This is a genomic window from Methylocystis sp. H62 (assembly GCF_015709515.1).
Lineage (GTDB): Bacteria > Pseudomonadota > Alphaproteobacteria > Rhizobiales > Beijerinckiaceae > Methylocystis.
In genome coordinates this window covers 1-25,287 of the sequence record NZ_JADNQZ010000044.1, presented here as the reverse complement: position 1 = coordinate 25,287, position 25,287 = coordinate 1, and the positions used below count along the sequence as shown (strand labels likewise).

General features: G+C 62.5%; 19 protein-coding genes and 1 pseudogene. 18 read left to right on the top strand and 2 right to left on the bottom strand.

The features are described from left to right. Positions 1–76: 76 nt before the first annotated feature. From IYY11_RS04615 to IYY11_RS04600, 4 genes are read left to right on the top strand one after another with little or no spacing between them, the layout of a single operon-like run. Entirely contained in the window at positions 77–784 is a 708-nt protein-coding gene (locus tag IYY11_RS04615; RefSeq protein WP_154454054.1) for a multiubiquitin domain-containing protein, read from the top strand. After that, a complete protein-coding gene (locus tag IYY11_RS04610) occupies positions 781–1,113 on the top strand; it encodes a hypothetical protein (RefSeq protein WP_154454055.1) in 333 nt (110 codons plus the stop codon). Before IYY11_RS04615 ends, IYY11_RS04610 begins: the two co-directional genes overlap by 4 nt. Next, positions 1,110–1,625, top strand: a complete 516-nt coding sequence (locus IYY11_RS04605; RefSeq protein ID WP_154454056.1) for a hypothetical protein — start codon at positions 1,110–1,112, stop codon at positions 1,623–1,625. Before IYY11_RS04610 ends, IYY11_RS04605 begins: the two co-directional genes overlap by 4 nt. Further along, a complete protein-coding gene (locus IYY11_RS04600; RefSeq protein ID WP_154454057.1) occupies positions 1,612–2,535 on the top strand; it encodes a HesA/MoeB/ThiF family protein in 924 nt (307 codons plus the stop codon). The genes IYY11_RS04605 and IYY11_RS04600 overlap by 14 nt, the downstream gene beginning before the upstream one ends. Before the next feature lie 144 nt (positions 2,536–2,679). On the opposite strand, the gene IYY11_RS04595 is transcribed toward IYY11_RS04600, so the two are convergent. Then, on the bottom strand, positions 2,680–3,243 hold the full coding sequence (locus IYY11_RS04595; RefSeq protein ID WP_195838309.1) for a helix-turn-helix domain-containing protein: 564 nt from the start codon (positions 3,241–3,243) through the stop codon (positions 2,680–2,682). Between the two features lie 383 nt (positions 3,244–3,626). On the opposite strand from IYY11_RS04595, the gene IYY11_RS04590 reads away from it, so the two are divergent. The 8 genes from IYY11_RS04590 (at position 3,627) to IYY11_RS04555 (ending at position 15,753) form a co-directional block, all read left to right on the top strand. Then, the gene (locus IYY11_RS04590) at positions 3,627–3,995 is read left to right on the top strand and encodes a hypothetical protein (protein ID WP_154454059.1); all 369 of its coding nucleotides are present in this window, start codon (positions 3,627–3,629) and stop codon (positions 3,993–3,995) included. 80 nt (positions 3,996–4,075) lie between these two features. Next, positions 4,076–6,139 (top strand): ParB/RepB/Spo0J family partition protein, encoded by a 2,064-nt coding sequence (locus IYY11_RS04585; RefSeq protein WP_154454060.1) that lies wholly within the window; start codon positions 4,076–4,078, stop codon positions 6,137–6,139. Positions 6,140–6,316: 177 nt separating this feature from the next. Then, positions 6,317–6,730, top strand: coding sequence for a hypothetical protein (locus tag IYY11_RS04580; RefSeq protein ID WP_154454061.1), 414 nt, complete (start codon positions 6,317–6,319; stop codon positions 6,728–6,730). 140 nt (positions 6,731–6,870) lie between these two features. Next, positions 6,871–11,316 carry a strawberry notch-like NTP hydrolase domain-containing protein gene (locus tag IYY11_RS04575; RefSeq protein ID WP_196402909.1) on the top strand — a complete coding sequence of 1,482 codons (4,446 nt, stop codon included), beginning with the start codon at positions 6,871–6,873 and terminating at the stop codon, positions 11,314–11,316. Between the two features lie 11 nt (positions 11,317–11,327). Continuing rightward, a complete protein-coding gene (locus IYY11_RS04570; protein ID WP_246695847.1) occupies positions 11,328–12,329 on the top strand; it encodes a toprim domain-containing protein in 1,002 nt (333 codons plus the stop codon). Between the two features lie 310 nt (positions 12,330–12,639). After that, the gene (locus IYY11_RS04565; RefSeq protein WP_154454087.1) at positions 12,640–13,467 is read left to right on the top strand and encodes a sulfurtransferase/chromate resistance protein; all 828 of its coding nucleotides are present in this window, start codon (positions 12,640–12,642) and stop codon (positions 13,465–13,467) included. Further along, the gene (gene chrA, locus IYY11_RS04560; RefSeq protein WP_195838310.1) at positions 13,464–14,837 is read left to right on the top strand and encodes a chromate efflux transporter; all 1,374 of its coding nucleotides are present in this window, start codon (positions 13,464–13,466) and stop codon (positions 14,835–14,837) included. Before IYY11_RS04565 ends, chrA begins: the two co-directional genes overlap by 4 nt. Before the next feature lie 25 nt (positions 14,838–14,862). Continuing rightward, on the top strand, positions 14,863–15,753 hold the full coding sequence (locus IYY11_RS04555; protein ID WP_154454063.1) for a DUF1259 domain-containing protein: 891 nt from the start codon (positions 14,863–14,865) through the stop codon (positions 15,751–15,753). A gap of 127 nt (positions 15,754–15,880) precedes the next feature. On the opposite strand, the pseudogene IYY11_RS04550 reads toward IYY11_RS04555, so the two are convergent. Continuing rightward, positions 15,881–16,513: pseudogene (locus IYY11_RS04550) on the bottom strand (tyrosine-type recombinase/integrase). Between the two features lie 755 nt (positions 16,514–17,268). Between IYY11_RS04550 and IYY11_RS04545 the strand changes: the two are divergent. The 6 genes from IYY11_RS04545 to IYY11_RS04520 form a co-directional block, all read left to right on the top strand. After that, positions 17,269–17,673: a FixH family protein gene (locus tag IYY11_RS04545; RefSeq protein WP_109025217.1), complete on the top strand. Its 405-nt coding sequence runs from the start codon at positions 17,269–17,271 to the stop codon at positions 17,671–17,673. A gap of 14 nt (positions 17,674–17,687) precedes the next feature. Beyond that, positions 17,688–18,929 carry a TolC family protein gene (locus tag IYY11_RS04540; RefSeq protein WP_246695848.1) on the top strand — a complete coding sequence of 414 codons (1,242 nt, stop codon included), beginning with the start codon at positions 17,688–17,690 and terminating at the stop codon, positions 18,927–18,929. Further along, entirely contained in the window at positions 18,926–20,347 is a 1,422-nt protein-coding gene (locus IYY11_RS04535; protein WP_196398832.1) for an efflux RND transporter periplasmic adaptor subunit, read from the top strand. The genes IYY11_RS04540 and IYY11_RS04535 overlap by 4 nt, the downstream gene beginning before the upstream one ends. After that, the gene (locus IYY11_RS04530) at positions 20,344–23,505 is read left to right on the top strand and encodes an efflux RND transporter permease subunit (RefSeq protein WP_196402908.1); all 3,162 of its coding nucleotides are present in this window, start codon (positions 20,344–20,346) and stop codon (positions 23,503–23,505) included. Before IYY11_RS04535 ends, IYY11_RS04530 begins: the two co-directional genes overlap by 4 nt. Before the next feature lie 34 nt (positions 23,506–23,539). Next, the gene (locus tag IYY11_RS04525) at positions 23,540–23,752 is read left to right on the top strand and encodes a hypothetical protein (protein WP_154454066.1); all 213 of its coding nucleotides are present in this window, start codon (positions 23,540–23,542) and stop codon (positions 23,750–23,752) included. A 199-nt stretch (positions 23,753–23,951) separates the two neighbouring features. Continuing rightward, positions 23,952–25,287: HAD-IC family P-type ATPase (locus IYY11_RS04520; RefSeq protein WP_281431677.1), on the top strand; the 1,336-nt coding region annotated here is incomplete at its 3' end.

Below are 25,287 nucleotides of genomic sequence, written 5' to 3'. Positions count from 1 at the left end.
CCGTGAGGAATTGCTGTCATCACCATTGTCGCGGGCCGGCGTTGGCCCTGAACCCAAGACCGAGGTGAACCACCCCATGACCCAGCTCATTCCCCAGGAGGAGAGCGCCATCGACCGAGACGCCGCCGGCGTTTTCTCGGTCGAGCTTGGTGACGAAACCTTCCAGTTCCGCCGCGTGCGTTTCGACGACCGCACGGTGGTCGGCGCGCAGATCGCTGAAGCCGCCGGCGCCCATCCGATCGAGGCGTTCGTCATCCTGCGCCACCTGCGTTCTGGCGAGCTGGAGTCGATCCGCCCCACCGAACCCGTCGACCTGGGCGAGGAAGGCGTCGAGCGCTTCTTCGTCACACGCGGCGATGACCTCCACCGCTTCACCGTGGAGGGGCTCTCGATGAAGTGGCCGAAGGCGAAGCTGGCGGCCAAGCACATCAAGTTCCTGGCCAAGGTTGAGGATGGGCGGGTGCTCGTGCTCGACAACGAGGACGGCGACGTCGTCCTCGACGACGACGACCAGGTGGACCTGGCCGGCAAGGGTGTGGAGCGGCTGATGCTGCGCAACCCGCCCAAGACGGTGACGGTCTACTACAAGGAGGCGCCGTTCGAGCTGGAACGGGGTGTTTACACAACCGAACAGCTGATCGCGGTGTTCTCCGCCCCGGCTGGCTACCTGCTCGACCTGATTGAGCGGGACGGCGAGTTCCGCGAGCTGAAGCCGGGCGAGCACATCAAGATCCGCGAGGGCATGGAGTTCTCCTCGCACCCGCCGGCGGGGCACTCGTCGTGAGGGACCCGGCGTCAGAACTGCGCAAGCTTCGCCGGATCTGCCGTCGGGCCGAACTCCACGAAGATGGCGGGCAACCGCTCGTCCATCTTCCGGAGTTGCGGGTCCAGCACGCGGGCGCGGTGGAGACGGTCGACGGCCTGCTCTGCCCCCGCCAGCACAGCGGCTACGTCTCCCGCCTTTTCCTGTCGAAGCCCTTCCCCAACCGCGGCCAGAACTGGACCACGCACAACATCCTCGGCGCGCCATGGCACGCCATGTCGTGGAACGGCGTCGATCCCGGCCTCGGCTGGGACGAGATCCTGGGCGCGCATTTGAGGCCGCTGCAATGACGGTACATCTGAAGATCGACGGCCGGCTGCTGGACGCCGTCCGCCAGGACCTCCATCGGCCGCACGCCTTCGCCTACGAACGCGTGGGCTTCTTCACGGCCGGCGCCGCCGACCTCGGCGACCGCCTGCTTCTAACGGTCCGCGACTATATGCCGGTCGCGGATGAGGACTACGAGGTCAACCGCAAGGTCGGAGCCAAGATCGGCTCGGCAGCCATGCGCAAGGCCGTGCAGTCGGCCTACCGGCCTGCGGCGGCGCTGTTGCACGTCCACACGCACGGCGGCCACGGCAAGCCAGGGTTCAGCGGCGTGGACTTGAACAGCGCCAAGGACTTCGTCCCCGGTTTCTTCGAAACCACGCCGCGTATGCCGCACGGCCTGCTTGTCCTAAGCAACGACGCCGCCCACGGCCTCCTGTGGCTGGCCAACCACCGGCCGCCGGTGACCATCGACCAGTTCCAGCGTATCGACGCGCCGATGCAGCGCGAATGGGGGGCCCATGACCTGGCTTGATCGACAAAGCTTCCTCGGCGCGAACAGTGACGCGCGGCTGGCGGCGGCGACCGTCGGCCTGGTCGGACTGGGCGGCGGCAACTCGCATGTGGCCCAGCAGCTGGCCCACCTTGGGATCGGCGGCTTCGTCCTCCTCGACGACGACATCATCACCCTGACCAATCTCAACAGGCTGGTCGGCGGCACCCTGGAGGACGTGAAGGCTGAGCGCCCGAAGGTGGAGATCGCCGCACAGGTGATCCGCGCGGTGAACCCGGACGCGCGGATCGTCATGCGCCGCGCCAAGTGGCAGGATGTTGGTGACCTTCTGAAGGGCTGCGACATCATTGTCGGCGGCCTCGATCATATCGGCTCGAAGGACGAACTCGAGGCCTTCTGCCGCCGCTTCATGATCCCCTACATCGATATGGGCATGGACGTAACACCGTTGCCGAGCTCGGGGCAAAGCCTGGTTAGCGGCCAGGTCGTGTTGTCGATGCCCGGCGAGCCCTGCTTGCGATGCCTGCAGCTGGTCACCGATGAACGACTGAAGGCTGAGGCCCAGCGGTACGGCGTCGCCGGCAGCAGGCCGCAGGTCGTCTGGCCGAACGGCGTGCTGGCGTCGACGGCCGTGGGCCTGGTCGTGCAACTGGTGAGCCCCTGGATGGGAGACCCGCCCCGTAGCGCGTACTTTGCCTACGACGCCAACCTGGGGACGGTCGTCCCGTCCGACCGCCTGACGCGGCGGCACGGCAAGGCTTGCCCGCACTATCCGGCGAGGGCTGTCGGCGACCCGATGTTCGACGTTCGGCGGTATCTGGATCGCCTGGATGTGCCCCCAGCCCAGGAGGCACCGCCCCATGCGACGGGCCTCCGCGCCTTGATCGCGGCGGTCTTGGGTTGGTTCGGGAACAGGACTCCGCGCGGCTGAGGCCGGCCTTGGGCGAGCGCGGCGGCGGTGAATATCTCATCAGAATGCGCGGCCTCGCGCGGGAGACCTAATCGCTGACCCAACAAGGCGTCGAGGCGGGCGCTGGGGGCGCAAACCAAGGAATGGACCCTGTGCGCTCGCTCCTTATGCTCCTCGTTGAGCAGGAAGCCGCGCAACTCGCGAAGTTTTTGGTTTCGCCGCGCGGTTGGCGCCGCTCGCCGGTTTGCGTGCTGATTCGACGCCGAGCAATTCCCACAAGCTGATGTCCAATCGTTCCGCGAGTTCGACGAGCACGAGCAGCGACGGGTTCGATACGCCATCGGTGATGAGGTAGAGCTGCGGTAGGGAAACGTTCAGAAATTTTGCAAATTCCTGTTTGGTCAGGCCGCTATTGCGGAAGCGCTCGTTTACGACGGCGCCGATCGTCTCGACCATTTTCGCCCCGGAGGGATTCTTACGATCGCGAACCGGCTTGGCTTCGAGCAACTCGTAGAGCGGGACGCGAAGCTTTTTCGAAATTTCCGCCAACATCGTGATGGACGGGTTCCCGAGCCGGCGACGCACATAGCGAAATTGCGACCCTGACATGCCGACGAATTCGGCGAATTCCGGCTTCGACAAGCCGCTTGCCGCGTGTTCGGCGATCAGTCGGTTCGCAAGGTTTGCAAGATAAGGCGAATCGAGCCGATCAGCGATCGTGACGACCATGAGCCGGCGTCGTCGATCCGCCTCAGCCTTACCCCCCGCTTTATTAGCCTTACGCGACCGCTTTGGCCCGCTGCCGACCATCTTGCCCCGAAAAACTCACGAAACCGCCCGCGCACTGTCATAGATTCCCGTGCGGCTGCCAAGGGCAATTCGGGAATTTTTGCCAGTTTATTAGACTTGGCCGGCTTGCGCGTCGCGCCGCAGCGCACCCAAAACGGGACCATCGTCGGTCAAGCCACGCTCGCGGGACAGTCTGCCGCCCGCAGCCGCGCGCCGGGCCATTCGCCGAAGCTTTTCCAAAGAGCGAGAGCGGGGAGCGCGCTTCACGACGGGATGGAAAGCGAGAGAGAGGCTCCCGCGCGCCCGTCGCGGAGGTTGCGCTCATGACCGACAGTTACGCCGAGACGATCGCCAAGGCCCTCGCCACTGAAGGTGGGCATCTCAGTATCGGAAGAGGCGGGTTTTCATTGCATTACGAGGCCGGCTGGCTGAGCGGCTATGACTGCGAGACAGTCAAAGCCGCGGCGATCGCGGCGGGCTTGCCCGTGATCGATAGCCGCATGGTCGATTTGGGAAAGGTCGCGGACCTCGCGGTTCCTGGTCCGATGATCGCGGTCGGCAAGCCAGCCGATCTGCCGCCCTGGCGCGCGCTCTCCTATGCGCCGCTCGCCGCGGTCGCCGAGGCTTACGCGCGCGCGGGCGCCGAGGTGCGGAACGTGCCCGGCTGCGGCGGCGGGGAGGCGGCGGCCTGAGAGCGAGAGAGCCCTTTGGGCTTTTCGACGGAGAACAGGGTGAGAGAGGCTCTCGCCCATCCGTCGCGGAGTTCAGGGACATGGCGAAGATTGTTCTGACGGCGGCGCGGGATATCGCGCTCGACAAGCTTGTGGCGTCGGATGCGAATGTGCGGCGGATCAAGGCGGGGGTGAGTGTCGAGGATCTGGCCGAGGATATCGTAAGGCGTGGACTGCTGCAGTCGTTGAGCGTGCGGCCCGTGTTGGACGACGGGGGCGCCGAAACAGGGCAATTCGCGGTCAGCGCGGGCGGGCGACGTCTCGCGGCGCTTAAATCGCTCGTCAAGCAGAAGCGCCTCGCGAAGAACGCGCCCGTCCCCTGCATCGTGAAAACCGACGGGATCGAGGAAGAGGATTCCCTCGCAGAGAATACGATGCGCCAGGCGCTGCATCCGCTCGATCAGTTTCGGGCGTTCAAGAATCTGCAGGATCAGGGCGTCACGATTGACGAGATCGCCGCGCGGTTTTTCGTCGGCGCGCCGGTGGTGCGACAGAGACTGAAACTCGCGGCGGCGAGCCAGAAACTGCTCGACCTTTACGTCGCCGAGGAATTGAGCCTCGAGCAGCTCATGGCCTTTTGCGTCACCGACGACCGTGCGCGGCAGGAGGAAGTTTGGGAGACTCTCAGCCGGTCCTACAATAAGGAGCCCTACACGATCCGGCGCCTGCTGACCGAAGGCGCGGTGAAGGCCGGTGACAAGCGCGCGGTCTTCGTCGGCGTTGAAGCCTATGAGGCGGCGGGCGGCGTCGTCCTTCGCGATCTCTTCCAGCAGGATCACGGCGGCTGGCTGCAGGATGTGGCGCTGCTCGACCGTCTCGCACGGGAGAAGCTCGCGGAAGCTGCCGACGCGCTGCGCGCCGAAGGCTGGAAATGGTCGCAGATCGCGATCGATTTCCCCTATGGTCACACGAATGGGCTGCGGCGGCTGCCGGCGACATTTGCGCAGATCTCGGAGGAGCAGAAGGCGCGTTACGACGCCGCGCTCGCCGAATATGACGCGCTGTCGGATGAGCACGAGGGCGCGGAAGATCTTCCCGAAGAGGTCGACCGCAGGCTCGCGGAACTCGAAAAGGAAATCGCGGCGGTTGACGAGCGACCGGCCATCTACGATCCGACCGAACTCCCGCGCGCCGGGATTTTTGTCAGCATCGACTATGACGGCACCCTGAAGGTCGAGCGCGGCTTTGTCCGTCCCGAAGATGAGGAGCCCGCCGGCGCGCCGGCCGCTGGCGAACCCAGGGGATCTGTGGTCGCCCCAAAGCCTGCGGGCGACGGCGCAGTCCGCAACCCTTATGAAACCGCGGCCGACCGGGACGAGACGGAAGTCTCGTCAAAACTCTCCGACCGATTGATGAGCGACCTCACCGCGCACCGCACGCTGGCTCTGCGCGTCGCCCTCGCCAATGATCCGGAGGCGGCGTTTCTCGCGGCGACCCATGCGCTGGCGCTGAAGAGCTTTTACTCTTCCGGTCGCTTCGACGGCTGCGTGGAGATCGACGCCAAATCCGCGCTACTCGGCGGCTATACTTCCGGCCTCGCCGATAGCGTTACGGCGCGGGCACATGATGAGGCGCAGGGCCATTGGCAATTGCGATTGCCCAAGAAATCGGACGATCTCTGGGACTGGCTGGTCAAAGCGGATCGCGAGTCGACGGCCGGGCTTTTCGCCTTTTGTGTCGGCCAGAGCGTCAACGCGCTGCAGCTTCCACACGAACGTCGCTCAAAGCCACTGGATCACGCCGATCGACTGGCCGAACATGTCGGACTCGATATGAGCGCGCATTGGACGCCGACGGTTGAGAGCTATTTCGGCAAGGTCACCAAGGCGCGGATCCTGGCGGCGGTGCGCGAAGCGAAGGGCGAAGCGACGGCGCAGATGATCGATCATCTGAAAAAATCCGACATGGCTGTCGAAGCGGAGCGCCTGCTTCAGGGAACCGGCTGGCTGCCCGAGCCCCTGCGCGGCGCGTCAACGCAGGCGGCCGACGCGCAAATCGTCCAAACGGAGGAAAGCGACGCCTTGCCGGATTTTCTCGGCGATGATGACGACGCGGCTCTGCCCGACGCTGAGGAAGAGGAACCGCACGCCACGGCCGCGGAATGATGCTGGACGCGGGATGGCGCGGGCTGTCCCGCCCTCCTCCGCGGCTGCCGCGTCGATGCTGACGTTCGGCGCGTCCGCTCGAGACGCGCATTCGTCGCGCCCTGAATTTCTGTCTTCCGACACCGTCGCGCGCGCACTGGCGCGCGCGTCCTCCTTCCATTTTTGAAAGGCGCCGCCATGGGCTGGCTCTATATGCAATCGCTTGGCGGTCACGCAGGACCGCGTGAGTATCTCGACGCGCAATTCACCTTCGAGAATGCGGAAGGCCGATCAAAGATCCTGCGCTCAACGCTCCTTGGCGACACCTATTACGCCGCCGTCGAGCAACAGCGCCGCAACGGCGGCGAGAGCGCCGTCTTCGCGTTCGTCTGCCTCACCGACTACAACCCGCGCGACGCCGAAGGCTTCGTGTTCGGATACAAAGATATGACCGAGCACATGGGGCCCTGCGAGAGCGACTGCCCCGAGGACATTCTGGATCTGCTGACGCCGACGGATCGGCCTTACGCCATAGCCTGGCGCGCGCGCTGTCGCGCGAACGCCGCCGCGCGGCGCAGTCAAGCAACACAAAAATCCGCGTGGTCGTCCTGACGGATTGGCGGCGGCGTCATGGCGCTGATCGTCGGCGCGGCGGCGGGGGAGAAAAGAGCAAGAGGGCTTGGCCGGGAGGGCGAGCCCGGGAGGCGCAAAGAGAGAGCGTCCCGGGCTGGTCACAATCCCGGAGACACTCGATGAGCCCGATCCTCGCCGCTACGCCCCGCCAACAAGCCGAACTTTCCTTCATTTCGACAGACAAGCCGCATGCGCTGATGATGGCGGCGCAGACGCTCGTCACGCACCTTGCAAAGGGACGCGTCATCGACGCCCCTGCCCTGCGCGCGGCAATGGAAGGCGCGTTCGGCGCGAGCGATGCGCAAGGCGCCTGGAGCTGGAAGGGCGCCTACGAGGCGGTTGAGGCGGCGCAGGTTTCGTTCCTGCGTCGCTATGGGCCAGCAATGGCTGTGCGGACTGCCAATGATCCGGCGCGCATTCTCGCGATGCTCAAGAAAATCGCCGCGCTGCTGCCGAGCGAAACGCGCCGCTCGGAGGAAGCCCAAGCGCTGCAGCAATTCTCGACGCCGCTGGAATTCGCCTATGTCGCGAGCATCGCGGCGGGGATCGTTCCGGGCGATGTCGTGCTTGAGCCTTCCGCCGGCACGGGGATGTTGGCCATCCAGGCCGAACGCGCCGGCGCGAAACTCATCCTCAATGAATGGGGAGAGACGCGCGCCGATCTCCTGAAACGTCTATTTCCTGAAGCGCCGCTCAGCCGCATCGACGGCGCGCAGCTCCACGATCGTCTCGACGCCGATCTGGTTCCCAGCGTCGTCTTGATGAACCCGCCCTTCTCCGCGTCGCCCTTGATCGAGGGACGGCACGCCGCGGCGACTTTCGAGCATATCCGCGCTTCTCTCGCGCGCCTTCAAAATGGCGGACGCCTCGTCGCCATCACGGGTGAGAATTTCTCCCCGACCGCGAACAGCTGGCGTCGAAGCTTCGAACGCTTGCAGGAACAGGGCCGGCTGGTGTTCACGGCCTCGCTCGCGCGCGGATTTTTCGCGCGGCATGGGACGAGCGTCGAAAGCCGGCTTTCGGTCTTCGACAAAACGCCCTCGGAGAACCCGAAAGAATTAGTCGCGGGCCTCGGTCCGGTCGCCGATCTCTCGGAATTGCTCGCGCAGGTGCAGCGCGAAATTCCGCCCTGCGCGTCTCTTGCTGCCGCGGTTGGCTATAGCGATAAGCCTATCCAGGTAGGCGTCCGTTCGACCGCGAAGCGTTTCACGCCGATCATTGAACCGCGCCGCGCCGCGCCGCGTCTCGCCTTTGCGGAGTCAGCGCATCGCAACGCCGTCGCTCTTCCCTCCCCTAGCCCGCGCGCGGAGATCGTCGAACTCGCCTATGAGTGTCGCGACTGGAAAGCGCCCGAGGGCGGCGCGCTCAGCGCCGGGCTCTATGAGCCCTATGCGGTGCAGTCGATCTCAATTGACGGCGCGAAGCCGCATCCGACGACGCTCGTTCAATCCGCCGCCATGGCGTCGGTCGCGCCGCCAAAGCCCAGCTATCGACCGCATCTGCCAAAGAGCGTGATCGAGTCTGGGCGCCTTTCGGACGCGCAGCTTGAGAGCGTCATCTATGCCGGCGAAGCCCATAGCGACCTTCTCGCCGGCGCCTTCCTCGTCACTGAAAGTTTTGACACGGTCTCCGTCGCGCCGGATGACGCCGAGAAGGCGGTCCGCTTTCGCCGCGGCTATTATCTTGGCGACGGCACCGGCGCCGGTAAAGGACGTCAGGTCGCGGGCGTCGTCCTCGACAATTGGCTGAAGGGCCGTCGCCAGGCGCTCTGGATCTCGAAATCAGACAAGCTGTGTGAGGACGCGCAGCGCGATTGGTCCGCGCTTGGCCAGGAGAAGCTGCAGATCGTTCCGCAGTCCCGCTTCAAGCAGGGCGCGCCGATCAAGCTCTCTGAGGGCATTCTCTTTACGACCTATGCAACCCTGCGCTCGGATGAACGGCAAGGCCGCGATGGCGCGGTTAAGGCGTCGCGTCTGTCACAGATCATCGACTGGTTAGGCGCCGATTTCGACGGCGTCATCGTCTTCGACGAGGCGCATGCGCTCGCCAATGCGGCGGGCGACAAGGGCGAGCGCGGCGAGAAGACCGCCTCGCAGCAGGGCCGCGCCGGATTGAGATTACAGAACGCCCTGCCCGGCGCGCGTGTCCTCTATGTCTCGGCGACCGGGGCGACGACGGTCGCCAATCTCGCTTATGCGACGCGTCTCGGCCTCTGGGACTCGACCGACATGCCCTTCGCGACGCGCGCCGATTTCGTCGTGGCGATGGAGGCGGGCGGCATCGCCGCCATGGAGGTGCTGGCGCGCGATCTGAAAAGCCTCGGTCTCTATGCGTCGCGCGCCCTCTCTTATGCGGGGGTCGAGGTCGAGATGCTGGAGCATCCGCTCTCAGTGGAGCAAATCCGTATCTATGACGCCTATGCCGGCGCATTCGAGATCATTCACAATAATCTGACCGCGGCGCTGGAGGCGGCGAACATCACCGGTGAAGGCGGCAGGGCCTATAATCGTAACGCCAAGGCCGCGGCGCGTTCGGCTTTCGAATCCAACAAGCAGCGCTTCTTCAATCATCTGATCACGGCGATGAAGGTCCCAAGCCTCATCGCGTCGATCGAGCGCGATTTGGAAGCCGGCCATAGCGCCGTCATCCAGATCGTCTCGACCAGCGAAGCCTTGATGGAGCGCCGCCTTGCGGAAATCCCGTCCTCGGAATGGGGCGATCTTTCCTGCGATATCACCCCGCGCGAATATGTCCTCGACTACCTCGCCCATTCTTTCCCGACACAGCTTTTTGAAGTCTATTCCGACGAGAATGGCGATCTTCACTCGCGCCCGGTAATCGACGAGCACGGCAATCCGGTCCAGTCGCGCGAGGCGATGGAACGACGGGATCGTCTGATCGAGCATCTCGCGGCGCTGCCCGCCGTGCAGGGCGCGCTCGACCAGATTGTTCAGCGTTTCGGGACGGATATAGTGGCCGAGGTCACCGGCCGCTCAAGGCGGATCGTGCGCAAGACCAACGCCGATGGCTCCGACCGGCTTTGCGTCGAGAACCGGCCGGCCTCCGCCAATCTTGGTGAAACGCAGGCCTTCATGGATGACGAGAAGCGCATCCTCGTTTTTTCCGATGCCGGCGGCACGGGCCGCTCCTATCACGCCGAGCGGAGCGCCAGGAACCAGCGCCTGCGCGTCCACTATCTGCTCGAACCCGGCTGGAAGGCGGATAACGCCATTCAGGGCTTAGGGCGCACCAACCGCACCAATCAAGCGCAGCCGCCATTGTTCCGGCCGGTCGCGACCAACGTGAAAGGAGAAAAGCGCTTTCTCTCGACGATCGCCCGTCGGCTCGACACGCTCGGCGCCATCACGCGCGGCCAGCGCCAGACAGGAGGTCAGGGCCTGTTCCGGCCGGAGGACAATCTCGAATCCCCTTACGGTCGCGCGGCGTTGCGCCGGCTGTATCAGCTCGTCTTCGCCGGCAAGGTCGAAGGCTGCTCGCTGACGGGCTTTACGGAAGCGACCGGCCTCGATCTCACCGATCAGGACGGCAGCCTCAAGGAGGAGCTGCCGCCGATTTCGACTTTCCTCAACCGCATCCTCGCACTGCCGATCGCGTTGCAGAATCTTCTCTTCGACGTGTTCGAGGGGCTGATGGCGGCGCAAATCGAGGCGGCGATCGAGGCCGGCGTCTTCGATGTCGGCGTAGAAACGCTGATGGCGGAAAGCCTCGTCGTCAATAATCGCCAGACCATCGCCGTCCATGGCGGGAGCGGCGCGGAAACGCAGCTCTTGACCATCCTGCGCAAGGATAAGACGCGGATCACGACGCTCGACGCGGCGCTCGGCTATGCGACGGCTGCGCAAAAGTTGCGACTGATGATCAACGACCAGTCGGGCCGCGCGGCGGTGAAGCTGCCGGCGTCCGCGTTGATGCAGGATGACGGCTCGGTCGTACCACGCGTTCGGCTGCTGCGGCCTGCCCATGCCGATGTGATCACGGTTGAGGCGCTGGAGCGCTCGCATTGGCGCGATGCATCTTCAGAAGAATTTCAGCGGGCATGGGAGAGCGAGGCCGCCTCCCTTCCCGAACTGACCGAGAGCACGTTCCATATCGTGACCGGCCTCCTGCTGCCGGTCTGGAATAGGTTCCCCGACGAGGCCGCGCGGGTCTATCGCCTGCAGACCGATCAGCGCGAACGGGCCATTGGCCGGCTCGTCTCGCCGGCAAGCGCCGCTATGCTCCTTGAGGCGACGGGCGCCGGCGCGCCTGCCCTCGCGCCACCCGCCGCCATTGCGGCGGTCATGCAAGATGGCGCGAGCCTCGTCCTGACTGACGGGCTGGTGCTCAAGCGTGCGCTCGTGATGAACCGGCATCGGCTCGAACTCACAGGCTTCTCCGACACGATGGTCGAGCGCCTGAAAGCGCAGGGTCTCGTCTCCGAGATCATCGCCTGGAAGCTACGGCTCTTCGCTCCGCTGGGCGATGAGGTTTCAAAAATCGTCGAGAGACTTCTTGCCCTCTATCCGCTGCTCCGCGTCGCGCCCGCGACCCGCGTCAATTCGTAATGCGGGAAGCGATGATGGAAAGCCCGGCCCGGACTCTGTCCAGCAGCCTCGCCGAACATGTCGAGGCCGTTTGCAAACATTATCTGTCGAACGGTCGTCGATGCGGCAATTACTGGATCGTTGGCGACGTCAACAACAATGCGGGCCGCAGTCTTTATGTGCGGCTCAAAGGGCCGCTCTCCGGCAAGGGCGCGCGTGGAAAGTGGACGGATGGCGCGACGGACCAACATGGCGACCTTCTCGATCTCATCCGGGAACGAGAAGGGCTTACGTCCTTCCGCGACACGCTCGACGAGGCGCGGCGCTTCTTGGTCGCGCCGCGCGAGACGACGACCGAGAGTCGCGGTCGGAATTCAGAGGCATGCGACACGATCGCGTTCGCCCGCAAAATTTGGGCGGCGTCGCAGCCGATCATCGGCACAAAAGCCGAGGCCTATCTGCGCGCGCGAAAAATCACCGCTGATTTGAGCAACGCGCCACTGCGCTATCACCCGGCGCTGATTTATCGCGAGAGCCGCAATTCGCCGTCGCGCAAATTGCCGGCCCTCGTCGCCGCCGTCACCGACAACAGCGGCGCGATCACAGGCATTCATCGGACGTTCCTCGACCCCGTGCGGAACGCAAAAGCAAAGGTCGCGTCGCCGCGCCGCGCGCTCGGCGCCATTCTCGGCAATGGCGTGCGCTTTGGAGTTGTCGAAGAATTCGCGATCATCGGCGAAGGAATCGAAACCGTGCTTTCGCTCAAGAGCGCAATGCCACATCTCCCAATGGTCGCGGCGCTTTCGGCGGGGCATCTCGCGGCGTGGAAAATTCCGGCCGGGATGCGTCGCCTGATCGTCGCCGCAGACAATGATCGCGCCGGACAAAACGCCGCGCACAAGCTTGCTGACGAGGCCAAAGCAGACGGCGTCAAAGTGCAAACGTTTGTTTCAACAGAAAAGGATTTCAACGATGATTTGCGGCGCGTCACACGGGAGCATCTTCTGCGCCGGCTAGTTAATCACTTGCAATGACGGAGTTCGAAGAAAGCAGACGTTCCCGATGCTCTCCCTCGAGGGCTCACCTTGACCCATTGCGGACCTTTACGATCGAGTCGAGCGCCAGAGAAACTGCGCCTCAGTCGTATCCTTTGCGGCGCGCAATCCGCTAATCTTTAGCGTAACCGCATTATCCGAAGTCTTGATTTTCGCACAAAAGCGGAGTGTCGAAACCGGCCTTGACTTTTAACGCCAAGGCGGCGGATTGTCGTCCCATGGGGAAGCGATCTCCCCACGAGGCGACATGCCCAAGAATCGCGTCCGGGTTTTCCACCAAGGGCGCACCATGTCGTCAATCAACTCGATCTCTCCCGACAAGCTTGCGCGTCTCATCGGCGTCCCGCATTGCCCAGCCCTCATCGATGTGAGGACTGATGGGGACTATGATGCCGATCCGCGCTTTCCGCCCGGCGCTTCGCGCCGCCGTCCCGAATCTGTCTCGGACTGGGCTTCGGAGTTCGTCGGTCGCCCGTCCATCGTCATCGATCCGTGTGGCGAACAGGTCAGCGAAGGAGTCGCCGCATGGCTTCGTCATGCAGGCGCAAGTTCCTCCGACGTGCTAGCTGGCGGGCACTTGGCCTGGGTAAAGTCAGGCGGCCCGCTCATTCCGTCTTCAAAAGTGCCTCAGCGCGATGCCTTCGGGCGAACGATCTGGGTCACACGCTCACGCCCGAAGGTTGATCGTATTGCCTGCCCATGGCTCATTCGCCGGTTTCTCGATCCCGCGGCTATCTTTCTTTTCGTCGCGCCAGCAGAGGTGTCCGCCGTTACGGAACGCTTTGGCGGTGCGCCATTCGATATAGAAGGCGCTTTTTGGAGTCACAGAGGTGAACGTTGCACCTTCGACACCATGCTCGAGGAATGGGGCCTAGCGATAGAGCCGCTACAAAGGCTTGCGGTCATCGTGCGTGGAGCGGATACGGCGCGCCTCGATCTTGCCCCTGAAGCAGCGGGGCTGCTCGCGGCGTCGCTCGGTCAATCCCGCATGTATGCGGATGATCTCGAACAGCTCAAAGCCGGGATGGCGCTCTACGACGCCTTTTATCGCTGGTGTCGTGATGCGACTGATGAAGCCCATAATTGGCCTGCCACCAAATCCGGAAAAGCGTCGTGAACGTCCATATTCAAACTACCGCCCACGATCATGGCGTATCCCTCGCTGAAGCCTCTCGTGTCTGGGCGCGCATTGCTTTGCTGAGCTTCGGCGGACCTGCCGGACAGATTGCGGTGATGCACAGAATTGTTGTCGATGAGAGGAAGTGGGTTCCCGAGAGCCGCTTCTTGCACGCCCTCAACTACTGCATGCTGTTGCCCGGCCCCGAGGCTCAGCAACTCGCCACCTATATCGGCTGGCTCATGCATCGCACCGTCGGCGGCCTCGTTGCGGGCGGGCTGTTCATTCTCCCCGGCGTCATCTCGATCATGGCGCTCAGCATCATTTACGCGCGCTGGGGGAATGTCGGGATCGTGGGCGGATTGTTCTTCGGGTTGAAGGCCGCCGTTCTCGCCATTGTCATCGAAGCTGTCGCGCGGATCGGCAAGCGCGGGCTCAAATCTCCGGCGATGCAGCTTCTGGCCGCCGCCTCATTCGTCGGCATTTTCTTCTTCGCCTTGCCGTTCCCTGCGCTCATCCTTGCATCGGCCTTGCTCGGTTACGTCAGCGCGGCGCGCGGGAATCCCGCCTTCGTGTCAGTCGGACATGGGGCGGCGCATGAGGACGGCGAAAGTGTTCTAGGCGATGGCACGCCCGTTCACGCCCACCCTTCGGGTAAGCGGGCGCTGCAAATCGGGCTGATCTGGTTGGCGGTCTGGCTCATCCCGGTTGTTGCGATCCTGTTTGTCGCCGGTCAGGGGAACGTCTTCTCCCAGATCGCGGTGTTCTTCAGCAAAATGGCTGTCGTGAGCTTTGGCGGAGCCTACGCGGTCCTCGCCTATGTCGCGCAACGGGCGGTCGAGACCTATCACTGGCTGACGCCTGCGGAGATGCTCAATGGACTCGGCATGGCGGAAACGACGCCTGGCCCGCTGGTCATGGTCTTGCAGTTCGTGGGCTTTATGGCGGCGTTTCGCTCGCCAGGCGACTTGCCGCCGCTTCTGGCAGGAATGCTCGGCGGGTTGCTCGCAAGCTGGGTCACCTTCGCGCCCTGCTTTCTCTGGATATTTCTCGGCGCGCCATACATCGAAAAAATCCGCTCCAACAAGGCGCTCTCCGGCGCATTGGCGGCGATCACCGCCGCCGTCGTCGGCGTCATCCTGAACCTCGCTATCTGGTTTGCGATCCACGCCATCTTTCGCAAGACGGTCGCCGTGGCCGGCTATGGGCTGTCTTTTGACGCGCCCGTGCTCGCAAGCGTGGATTTCTGGAGTCTCGCCCTCTCGGTCGCTGCGGCGATGGCGATCTTCCGGCTTCGTGTCGGCGTGCTCCAGACCTTGGCGGGTTCCTGCCTGGCGGGAATAGGGCTGTTTCTCGTAGGAGCGATTTAGACTTTCGGCGGAAAGGGAGAACGCCATGAAACAGAGGCCGCAAGCCACTCTCTGCACAATATGTCTGCTCTTGCCCGCGTCTGTTGCTGTAGCTGAAACCGACTGGTCGCAGGTTGACGCCGCGATCGGCAAGAAGGCCGCTGTCTCTGGAAGCGTGCACAAATACGCTCTCCCGCGCAGCGATCTTCACGTCACCCTCGACGGCGTCAGCATCAAGCCCGGTCTCGCCCTCGGCGGTTGGATTGCCTTCGAGCCAACCGGACATACGGCCATGATGATGGGCGACCTGGTGGTGACTGAAACCGAGGTGAATCCCGTTTTGCGGTCGCTACTCGCCAACGGCGTCCAGGTGACGGCCGTCCATAACCACCTCCTGCGTGCCAGCCCCGCAACTTTCTATATGCACGTCGGCGCGCACGGCGACCCGGCGAAACTCGCTGCGGTGGTTCGGGAGGCGCTCGCGGAAACAAAAACGCCTTTTGAGCCGCCCGCGGCTCCGGCTGGCGAGCCCCCCAAGCTTGGCTTTGATGCGGCGGAGGTTGATAATGTCCTCGGGTTTCCGGGGAGAAACAACGGCGGCGTGCTTCAGTTCAGCATCCCCAAGGCTGAGCAAATTCGAGCGGGGGGAATGACGGTCGCTCCCGCCATGGGAACCGCCATCGCCATCAATTTCGAACCTACTGGCGACGGCAAAGCCGCCATCAGCGGGGATTTTGTTGCGACGGCGAAAGAGGTGGAGCCGCTGCTGAAGACCCTTGAGGCGTACGGGATCGAGGTCACGGCGCTCCACAACCACATGCTCGATGACGAGCCGCGGCTCTTTTTCGTGCACTTCTGGGCGAATGACGACGCTGTGAAACTGGCGCGTGGATTGCGCGCAGCTCTCGATACAGTCCATGTGGCCGCCAGGAGCTGACAGCCTCATTTCGTCGCCTCAATGAACCGGCACTGCCATCACACCCTGCGCCGGTCACATAAGACCGAACGTCCGCTTATGGTGCGACGCGGCCATGGCAATTGGCTAGTCCGAGTCGCCTGTTGCCTCAGAGTTCTACTTGCTCTGAAATGCTAAGAGCATCGTCGACCTCGATTCCGAGATAGCGGACCGTGCTCTCCAGTTTAGTGTGACCCAACAGGAGTTGGACGGCACGCAAATTTCCCGTCTTTTTGTAAATTTGAGCAGCCTTCGTCCTGCGCATGGAGTGCGTTCCGTAGGCCGAGCTATCGAGCCCTGCGCTCGCCACCCACTTCTTCACAATGCGAGCATATTGCCGAGTCGAAATATGAGGATGTTTCGCAGATCGGCTAGGGAAAACATATCCGCTGTTGGCTACTCAACGCCGATCCAGCCATTCCTGGACTGATAATCGCGTTTGCTCGGTCAGCTCGAATTGCACAGAACGGCCAGTTTTCTTCTGAATCACGACCGCACGATCGCGAACTCTGCCGCCCGCGCAAACGTCATTCACTTGCAAGCGCACGAGATCGCATCCTCTCAGCTTGCTGTCGATAGCGAGATTGAACATTGCGAGATCGCGCTTGCGGCTTTCAATCTGTAAACGGACCCGAATGGTCCAGACATCCTTTGGCCGCAGCGGGCGCTTTTGGCCCAGCAGGCACCCTTTGTTCCACGGGCGAGTGATGCGGTTGGTATCGGATGAGGAAGGTAGTAGCATGCGCGCCTCCATCAGCGCCGACCCAACCCACCTCAGCGCCCGCAAAGCAGGGCACGAAATAGATTAGATCCCCCGCCGCCCGCGGGGACAAAATCTGACTAGACTTTTGGGGGCTGATTTTGGCTCACTTAAGTCGAACATTGCGGTTCCCGTCCCTGGGCCGGCAATCAAAAAACGGATTGGGGCATGACGTCCGTCGTGGTAAGCTGCTGCCATGACGGTAGAAACAATGCGCCGCTGCTTTCGCCTTATTATCTCTGCGCTTGTTCTCGCTACAGCTTTGGCTGGAGTTGGCGGAGCTTTTGCCGCGAAGATGAACCACGCCTGCATTGAAATGGGCATGGTCGATTGTCCCGCCGACCACGGCGATGATGGCGCAGCACTCCCCGTGTGCAGTGATGTCCTGTGCGGGCCGAGTCAGGCAACGCTTCCGCAGTTTCAACCGTTCGTTGATGCCGCTCTTTGGGCGTTTGCGCCTTCGCTAATCCCCTCCGACGACATTGAGCGCGGCAGATTACGAAGCCCGCCAGCCCTCCGACCTCCTATCGCCTAACGTCGAAAGTCCAGTCGCTCGCAGATGCGCCGTTAGTCGCGGTTCAAATGACCGCCGACTGACTCGACGGGAGTTCGATATCCGCGATCAATTCCCGCGAAACCCAGCATCGGCTGAGGCAGACGACGCTTTCAATCGGAACCGATCGCCGCTGCGATTCGCACGCCGATCAGACGAACTAGAGGGACATGGAGAGAGTCTGATGATTCTCGCGACTTTGGGCAATGCGCGCTTATTCGCGCTGCTCGTGCTCGCCGCGTTGGGAGTGGCGCCGGTGGCCCGCGCCAACATCGACGATTACGAATTCACTCTTGTTGAACAGGAAATCAAGAAGGGTGACGCAATCGTTTCGGTGCGCCTTATTCACAAACCCGACGGCAAGCTTGTTCCTGATGCGGTAATATTCGCGACTCGGCTCGACATGGCGCCTGACGGCATGGAGATGATGACGACTGACATCGAGCGTCTGGCGAGTGTGGAGCGTGGCGTTTACCGATTTAAGACGGCGCTAACCATGGCTGGCAGATGGCGGCTATCGTTGGCAGCCAAGCTGCAAGGCGAAAACGGCACCCTCCAAAGCAAGCTGATGCTGAAGGCTTTGCCATGAGGCCGGCGAGCCAAATGTGTCGACTCGCTATGATCGGCGCAGTCACGGCGTCATGGTTGTTTCAGGTCGAAGCGCAAGATCGTCAAGTCGAGCGGCGTCAGCTGCCTGGCGCCTCCGTCGAAAGCGTTGTCGCCCTTGCAAAGCAGCTAAGCCCCGAACTGGCGGCGGCCGTGCTGGATGCCGATGCGGCAGCGCACAGAGTGGGCGCGGCTGGCGTCCTCGCCGATCCGACAGTCACGCTCCAAGCGTGGGACGTGAATGGACGCGGCGTCGGCCAACGTTGGATCGGCGCCGAACAGGAATTCAAACTTTGGGGCAAACTCGATCTGGAGCGCGGCGTCGCAGAGGCCGACGCCGATGCCGCGAGGCATCAGAGCCGCGCGGCAGACACGGATTTGATCGCCCGCGTTAAAACCGCCTATGCGCAATACGGCGCCGCGCATCGGGCGATCGACCTTTCGCTTGGATTAAAGCGCCGGCTCGACGAAATTCTTGCGCTCCTGCGCTTGCGTTATGGCGCGAGCTCGGTCGACCAGCAGGAAGTGATCAAGGCCGAGATCGAGGCGGCGACGGCTGAAGCAGAAGTCGCGCGCCGTCAAGGCGAGGCAAAGTCCGCCTCCGCTCGCTTAAACGCCCTGATCGGTCGCGGCTCCCAAGAGCTGCTCGCTATGCCCAGAGGCTTTCGGCCGCTGAAAACAAAGCTGACGCTCGCCGGCGTTCAGGAGCTCGCGAGAGTCGCCAATCCAGCGCTCGCCGCGACGAGCGCGCAGGTTCGCGCGGCGACCGGAACTAAAGAACTCACGGACCTGAATTACTACCCAAACGTCACCGTTGGCGCGAATTTCGTGCAGCGTCCCACCGGCGACAATAGCGGCATGTTCATGCTCGGATTCAAGGTGCCGCTGCAGTATGAAGCGAAAGACGCCGAACAGCGCGCCGCCAGTTCGCGGCTCGGCGCTGCGCAGATGCGCTACGACGCCATCCGAATCCGGCTCGACGGCGATGTCGCCGAAGCGTGGTTCGGGCTGGAGGCGGTGCGCAAGGCGATCCGGATTGTCGAACAACGCCAGCTCATTCCGGCGCGCCTGTCGGTAGAGACGGCGCGAAGTGGCTTTGCGGCCGGAGCCGCGGACTTGGCGACGTCTCTGGAAGCCGAACGACGCCTGCGAGCGATCGAACTCGAAATCCTTAAGCTCAAAGTCGAAGAGCAAGCCCGATACGCCGAGCTTGAACGTCTGGCGGGAGGCTCTCTATGACTCGCCGTCACATCGTTATTCTTTTGGGCTTTGTCGTCGTCGCGGCCAGCCTTGCTTGGCTGCTTGAGGGCCGCTTCAAATGGGTCACACCTACAGGAACGCCTAGCGACGCCGGGCCTAACATCTCGGGCAAGGCGCCTGCAACGACTGGCCCTATCATTTACTACCGAGATCCCGACGGTCGCCCGGCCTATTCCTCGACGCCCAAGAAGACATCGGCAGGGAAAGATTATCTGCCGGTGCGTGCGGGTGAGGACATCAGCTTCGAAGACAAGCCGCCTCCCGCGACCGTCGCGAGCGGCGAGCGGCGCGTGCGCTTCTATCGCCATCCAATGGGCCTGCCCGACACTTCCCCCGTTCCCAAGAAGGACGCGATGGGAATGGATTACATACTGGTCTACGAGGACGAGGCGGAGAACGGCGCGACCATCACGATCAGTCCCGGAAAGCTGCAAAAGACCGGCGTTCGCTCCGAACCCGTCGAGCGTCGGACGCTGAACGTCCCAGTTCGAGCGACGGGCAGGATCGAGTTCGACCCGCGCCGTATCTCGATCGTCTCCCTGCGCTTCGAAGGCTTCATCGAATCGGTCGGGAGGTTTGCGGAGGGCGATTACGTTCGCAAGGGCCAGACGCTGATGCGCGTGTATGGGCCGAATCTTTCGAGCGCAGCCGCCGAATATGTCGCCGTCCTCAACATGCGGCGTGGCGGCGGGATCGACGCCCAGCGTCTGGAGGGAGCCAAGCGGCGGCTCGTCAATCTCGGCCTCGACGAAAGCGCCATCGCCGTGATCGGGCGCGCCCGCAGCGTTCCACGTGTGATTGCATGGCCGGCGCCGCAAGACGGTCATGTCCTGGAGCGGGCGGCGATTAACGGCATGCGCGCCGCGCCTGGGGACATTCTGTTTCGCATCGTCGATCATTCCGTGGTCTGGGTCTTGGCTGACATCGCCGAGCGGGACATCGCCTTGATTGCGCCCGGACAAAAGGTCGACGTGCGGCCAAGGGCGTATTCCGATCGATCCTTTAAGGGACAAGTCGCGCTAATTTATCCCCATCTCAACATGGAGACGCGCACGGCGCGCGTCAGGATCGAACTGCCGAACCTCGATGGGTTGCTGCGGGGAGACATGTACGCCGAGGTCGAGATCGCAGCCGGCGGCAACGAAAAAGTGCTAACGGCGCCAGAAAGCGCGGTCATCGACACCGGGAAGCGGCAAGTGGCGATTGTCGACAAGGGCGAAGGGCGCTTCGAGCCACGCGAAGTCAAGATCGGTCGGCGTGGCGAAGGCTTCGTCGAAATCAAGAGCGGTGTGAACGAAAACGAACGCGTCGTCACGGCCGCGAACTTCCTCATCGACGCCGAAAGCAATTTGAAGGCGGCGTTACGAGCTCTCGACCAAGGGGAGGCGGGCAAGTGATTGCGCGTCTCATCGCCTGGTCGGCGCGCAACCTTTTGCTCATATTCGTGGGCGCTGCCTTCGCGGTCGCAGGCGGCGTCTATGCCTTGCGCACACTGCCGCTCGACGCCATTCCCGATCTCTCCGACGTGCAAGCGATCGTCTACACCGAATATCCCGGTCAGGCGCCGCAAGTCGTCGAGGATCAAGTCACTTATCCGCTCACCAGTTCGATGTTGACCGTTCCGCGCTCCAAAGTGGTGCGCGGATTTTCATTCTTCGGCGTATCCTTCGTCTACGTCATCTTCGAGGATGGCGTCGACATTTATTGGGCGCGCTCGCGCGTCCTCGAATATTTGAGCGCGGCGAGTAAGAGATTGCCGGCGGGCGTGACGCCAGTTCTCGGTCCCGACGCGACGGGCGTCGGCTGGGTCTATCAATATGCGCTCATCGCCAAGGATATGACGCTCGCCGAATTGCGCTCGATCCAGGATTGGACGATCCGCTACGGCCTCGCCAAGGCCGAAGGCGTCGCCGAGATCGCGAGCGTCGGCGGCTTCGTCAAGCAGTATAATGTCGTTGTCGATCCTAACCGACTGCGCGCGCTCGGCATTCCGCTGTCGAAAGTGCGCGGCGCCATCCGCGCCAGCAATGCCGATGTAGGCGGTCGCACGGTCGAGCTTTCCGAATTTGAATTCATTGTGCGTGGACGAGGCTATCTGCGCAGCGTGAGCGACCTGGAAAGTATTGTCCTGCGCGTCGAAAACGGCACGCCGCTTCTCCTGAAGGATGTCGCGCGCGTCGAACTCGGCCCCGACGAGCGGCGTGGCGTCACCGAACTCAATGGCGAGGGCGAGGTTGCGAGCGGCATCGCGCTACAGCGTTATGGCGCCAATGCGCTCACAGTGATCGACAATGTCAAATCGGCCCTTGCGCAGATGGCGATAAGTTTGCCCAAGGGCGTTGAGATCGTCTCGGTTTACGACCGCTCTCAGCTCATTCATGCCGCCATCGAGACGCTCAGGAGCACACTTGTCGAAGAAGGCGTCATTGTCGCGCTCGTCTGCGTCGTCTTTCTAATGCATGTGCGCAGCGCACTTGTCGCCATCATCATGCTTCCCGTTGGCGTATTAATGGCTTTCGCCGCGATGAAGGCGCTGGGAATTGGCTCCAACATTATGAGTTTGGGCGGCATCGCCATCGCCATCGGCGCGATGGTGGACGCCGCCATCGTTATGATTGAGAACGCGCATAAGCATCTAGAGCGCGCACCGCCCAATAAGCGGCGCGTCGAGATTATAATCGACGCTGCGACCGAGGTTGGCCCCGCACTGTTCTTCAGCCTGTTGATCATTACGGTTTCGTTCCTGCCGATCTTCACGCTCGAAGCGCAAGAGGGACGTTTATTCAGTCCGCTCGCCTTCACTAAGACGTTCGCCATGGCGGCGTCGGCGCTCCTTTCCGTGACGCTCGTGCCGGCGCTGATGGTCGTCTTCGTGCGCGGAAAAATCGTTCCCGAGGCGAGGAACCCCATTAATCGCGCGCTCATTTGGCTCTATCGGCCCATCATACGTTTGGTGCTCAAAGCGAAGGTCGCCACGATTCTGCTGGCGCTCGGCGCGCTGGCGCTGACCATCATTCCGGCGCGGCAGCTCGGAGCCGAATTCATGCCCACTCTCAATGAGGGCGCGCTCCTTTATATGCCGACGACGCTGCCCGGGCTCTCGGTCACCAAGGCCGCCGAGCTCCTGCAAAGGCAGGACCGTATCATCAAAGCCTTCCCCGAGGTTGAATCGGCCTATGGCAAGGCCGGGCGCGCCTCAACTGCGACCGATCCGGCGCCGCTCGAAATGTCCGAGACCGTCATCCAATTGAAGTCTAAGGATCAGTGGCGTTCTGGAATAACCATCGACAAGCTCATTGCGGAAATGGATGCGGCGCTGCAATTCCCCGGCGTGTCGAACGCCTGGACCATGCCGATCCGAAACAGGATCGACATGCTGGCGACGGGGATCAGAACGCCGATCGGCGTCAAGATTTTCGGCCGCGATCTATCGCAAATGGAGGGGCTGGCGCGTCAAGTCGAGTCGGTCCTGAAGCGCGTGCCCGGAACTTCGAGCGCCTACGCCGAACGCGTCATCGGCGGCTATTATCTCGATATTGTTCCCGACCGCGCGATGCTCGCGCGCTACGGACTCATGATCGGCGACTTGCAAGAGGTTATCGCGACGGCTCTTGGCGGCGAGACCATAACCACGACCGTCGAGGGGCGTGAACGCTATGGCGTCACTATGCGCTATCCGCGCGACTTTCGTTCTGATCCGAGGGCGATCGCCAGCGAAGTGCTCATCGCCATGCCGGGCGGTGGGACGGTTCCGCTCGGCGAGGTGGCGAGGGTCGAACTCGTTCGTGGTCCAACTTCGATCCGCACCGAAAACGGTCAGCTTGCGGTCTATATTTTCGTCGATATTCGGGACCGCGATCTTGGCGGCTATGTCACGGAAGCGCGCAAATCAGTCACAGAAGCGATCGAGTTCCCACCCGGCTCTTATGTCACCTGGAGCGGCCAATTCGAATATCTGGAGCGGGCCGACGCGCGCATGCGGATCGTCGTGCCCCTGACGCTGCTCGTCATTTTCCTGCTGCTCTATCTGAACTTCCGCCGCTTGACCGAGACATTGATTGTCATGCTGTCGCTGCCCTTCGCGCTGGTCGGCGGCGTGTGGCTGATGTGGTGGTTGAACTTCAACATGTCCGTCGCGGTGGCGGTGGGATTCATCGCGCTCGCCGGCGTGGCCGCCGAAACCGGCGTCGTCATGTTGATTTATCTCGATCAAGCGATGCGCGAAATCAGGACTGCACGTAACGTCTCGCGCGCTGCTTTCACGAGAGCTGATTTGCATGAGGCGATCATGCTCGGCGCTGTCGAACGCGTGCGGCCGAAGATGATGACGGTTGTCGCGATCATGGCGGGGCTTGTGCCGATCCTCTGGAGCACGGGCGCAGGATCAGAAGTTATGCAGCGTATCGCCGTTCCGATGATTGGCGGCATGGTGTCTTCGACGGCTCTGACGCTCATTGTCATTCCGGCGATCTATGCGCTGATCAAGGGGTTTGGCCTGTCTCAAATAGGAGAGGTCAAACAGGAGTTGGAAGGAACTATCCACGCAGCTCCATAATGTAATGACAACAATCTTCAGAGGAGGAACACCAATGCTTAGACTCCCCATCGCCTTAGCGGCGATGCTGTCCTTATCCGTTCCCGCGATGGCGCAAGGCATGGACGAGCACGACCCGCAGATTCACGGAATGGTCCCCGGCGGCCATGGCCGGCACATGCATCGTGATTGGAGCACCCCCGGTCAACACAGACATAATGTGTGCTGGCACCTCCATCATGGAAGATGGGTGTGGGTCTGTCGCTGACGGAGAGAGCTTCGTAATTGAACGCATATTCAATGCGAAGCTGACGTACGGTAATTGTCGTCGACAATAATGGAACGGTCCGACTATCGATTTGCTGTCGGACCGTGTTCCTTAGGTAACCGCGCGAGCAACGACGATCGACCTTGCGCAAGGGACGCCTAGATCAATTGCGATGCCGCTTCTGACGGCGCAAGGAAGGATGAACCGCGTGGCCCAGGAGCATCGGAATGATCACGCCTCGCATGAGGGATCGGAGCCGGCCGGCGCCGGCGGCGCAACCGAGGATGCGGCTGAACGCGAGACACACGCGTCGAACGTCATCTACACATGCCCAATGCACCCGCAGATTCGTCAGATCGGACCCGGAAATTGTCCGATCTGCGGCATGACGCTCGAGCCGCTGGTCGCTTCAAATGAAGCCCAACCGAACGCCGAACTCATCGACATGACTAGGCGGTTCTGGATCGGGCTGGCGTTGGCGACGCCGGTCCTCGTCTTGGAGATGGGCGGCCATTTATTCAATCTGCATCATTTGCTAGCGCCGCAGGCGTCGAACTGGCTGCAGCTCATTTTGGCGACCCCGGTCGTGCTCTGGGCTGGCTGGCCGTTTTTTGTTCGAGGCGCGCAGTCGCTCGTGACACGCAATCTGAATATGTTCACGCTCATTGCCATGGGAACTGGCGTCGCCTGGATTTACAGCGTCGCCGCAACATTCGCGCCGTCTCTTTTTCCACCTGCATTTCGTAACATCGACGGCTCTGTCCCGATCTATTTCGAGGCGGCGGCGGTGATCACCGTCCTCGTTCTGCTTGGACAAGTTTTTGAATTGCGCGCACGGGAACAGACCGGCGGCGCCATACGCGCGCTCCTCGATCTCGCGCCAAAATTGGCGACTCGGATTAACGCTGACGGATCCGACGAAGAAATTGTGCTGGATCTTGTGAAGGTCGGCGAGCGCCTGCGCGTCCGTCCAGGAGAAAAGGTTCCTGTGGACGGCGAACTCATCGAGGGCCGCAGTTCGGTCGATGAGTCCATGGTCACCGGCGAATCAATGCCGGTGACCAAGACTGCAGGCGACAACGTCATTGGCGGCACGCTCAATCAGACTGGCGGCTTTGTGATGCGCGCCGAGAAGGTTGGCCACGACACCGTGCTCTCAAGGATTGTCGAGATGGTCGCTTCCGCGCAACGAAGCCGCGCGCCAATACAACGCCTCGCCGATCAAGTGGCGGGATGGTTCGTGCCCGTCGTCATTCTCGTCGCCGTTCTAGCATTTCTTGCCTGGGCGATGTGGGGACCGGAACCACGTATGACTTTTGGGCTAGTTGCAGCCGTTTCCGTCCTCATCATCGCCTGCCCCTGCGCGCTCGGTCTTGCGACGCCGATGTCGATCATGGTCGGCGTGGGACGCGGCGCGCAGTCGGGCGTGCTGATAAAAAGCGCCGAGGCGCTGGAGCGCTTGGAAAAAATAGACACGCTGGTGGTGGACAAGACCGGGACGCTCACCGAAGGCAAGCCGCGCGTCACGGCCATCC

Coding starts and splice junctions, on each gene's coding strand:
- IYY11_RS04615 (WP_154454054.1), top strand. CDS start 77: ATGACCCAGCTCATTCCCCAGGAGGAGAGCGCCATCGACCGAGACGCC.
- IYY11_RS04605 (WP_154454056.1), top strand. CDS start 1,110: ATGACGGTACATCTGAAGATCGACGGCCGGCTGCTGGACGCCGTCCGC.
- IYY11_RS04600 (WP_154454057.1), top strand. CDS start 1,612: ATGACCTGGCTTGATCGACAAAGCTTCCTCGGCGCGAACAGTGACGCG.
- IYY11_RS04595 (WP_195838309.1), bottom strand. CDS start 3,243: ATGGTCGTCACGATCGCTGATCGGCTCGATTCGCCTTATCTTGCAAAC.
- IYY11_RS04590 (WP_154454059.1), top strand. CDS start 3,627: ATGACCGACAGTTACGCCGAGACGATCGCCAAGGCCCTCGCCACTGAA.
- IYY11_RS04585 (WP_154454060.1), top strand. CDS start 4,076: ATGGCGAAGATTGTTCTGACGGCGGCGCGGGATATCGCGCTCGACAAG.
- IYY11_RS04580 (WP_154454061.1), top strand. CDS start 6,317: ATGGGCTGGCTCTATATGCAATCGCTTGGCGGTCACGCAGGACCGCGT.
- IYY11_RS04575 (WP_196402909.1), top strand. CDS start 6,871: ATGAGCCCGATCCTCGCCGCTACGCCCCGCCAACAAGCCGAACTTTCC.
- IYY11_RS04570 (WP_246695847.1), top strand. CDS start 11,328: ATGATGGAAAGCCCGGCCCGGACTCTGTCCAGCAGCCTCGCCGAACAT.
- IYY11_RS04565 (WP_154454087.1), top strand. CDS start 12,640: ATGTCGTCAATCAACTCGATCTCTCCCGACAAGCTTGCGCGTCTCATC.
- IYY11_RS04555 (WP_154454063.1), top strand. CDS start 14,863: ATGAAACAGAGGCCGCAAGCCACTCTCTGCACAATATGTCTGCTCTTG.
- IYY11_RS04545 (WP_109025217.1), top strand. CDS start 17,269: ATGATTCTCGCGACTTTGGGCAATGCGCGCTTATTCGCGCTGCTCGTG.
- IYY11_RS04540 (WP_246695848.1), top strand. CDS start 17,688: ATGTGTCGACTCGCTATGATCGGCGCAGTCACGGCGTCATGGTTGTTT.
- IYY11_RS04535 (WP_196398832.1), top strand. CDS start 18,926: ATGACTCGCCGTCACATCGTTATTCTTTTGGGCTTTGTCGTCGTCGCG.
- IYY11_RS04525 (WP_154454066.1), top strand. CDS start 23,540: ATGCTTAGACTCCCCATCGCCTTAGCGGCGATGCTGTCCTTATCCGTT.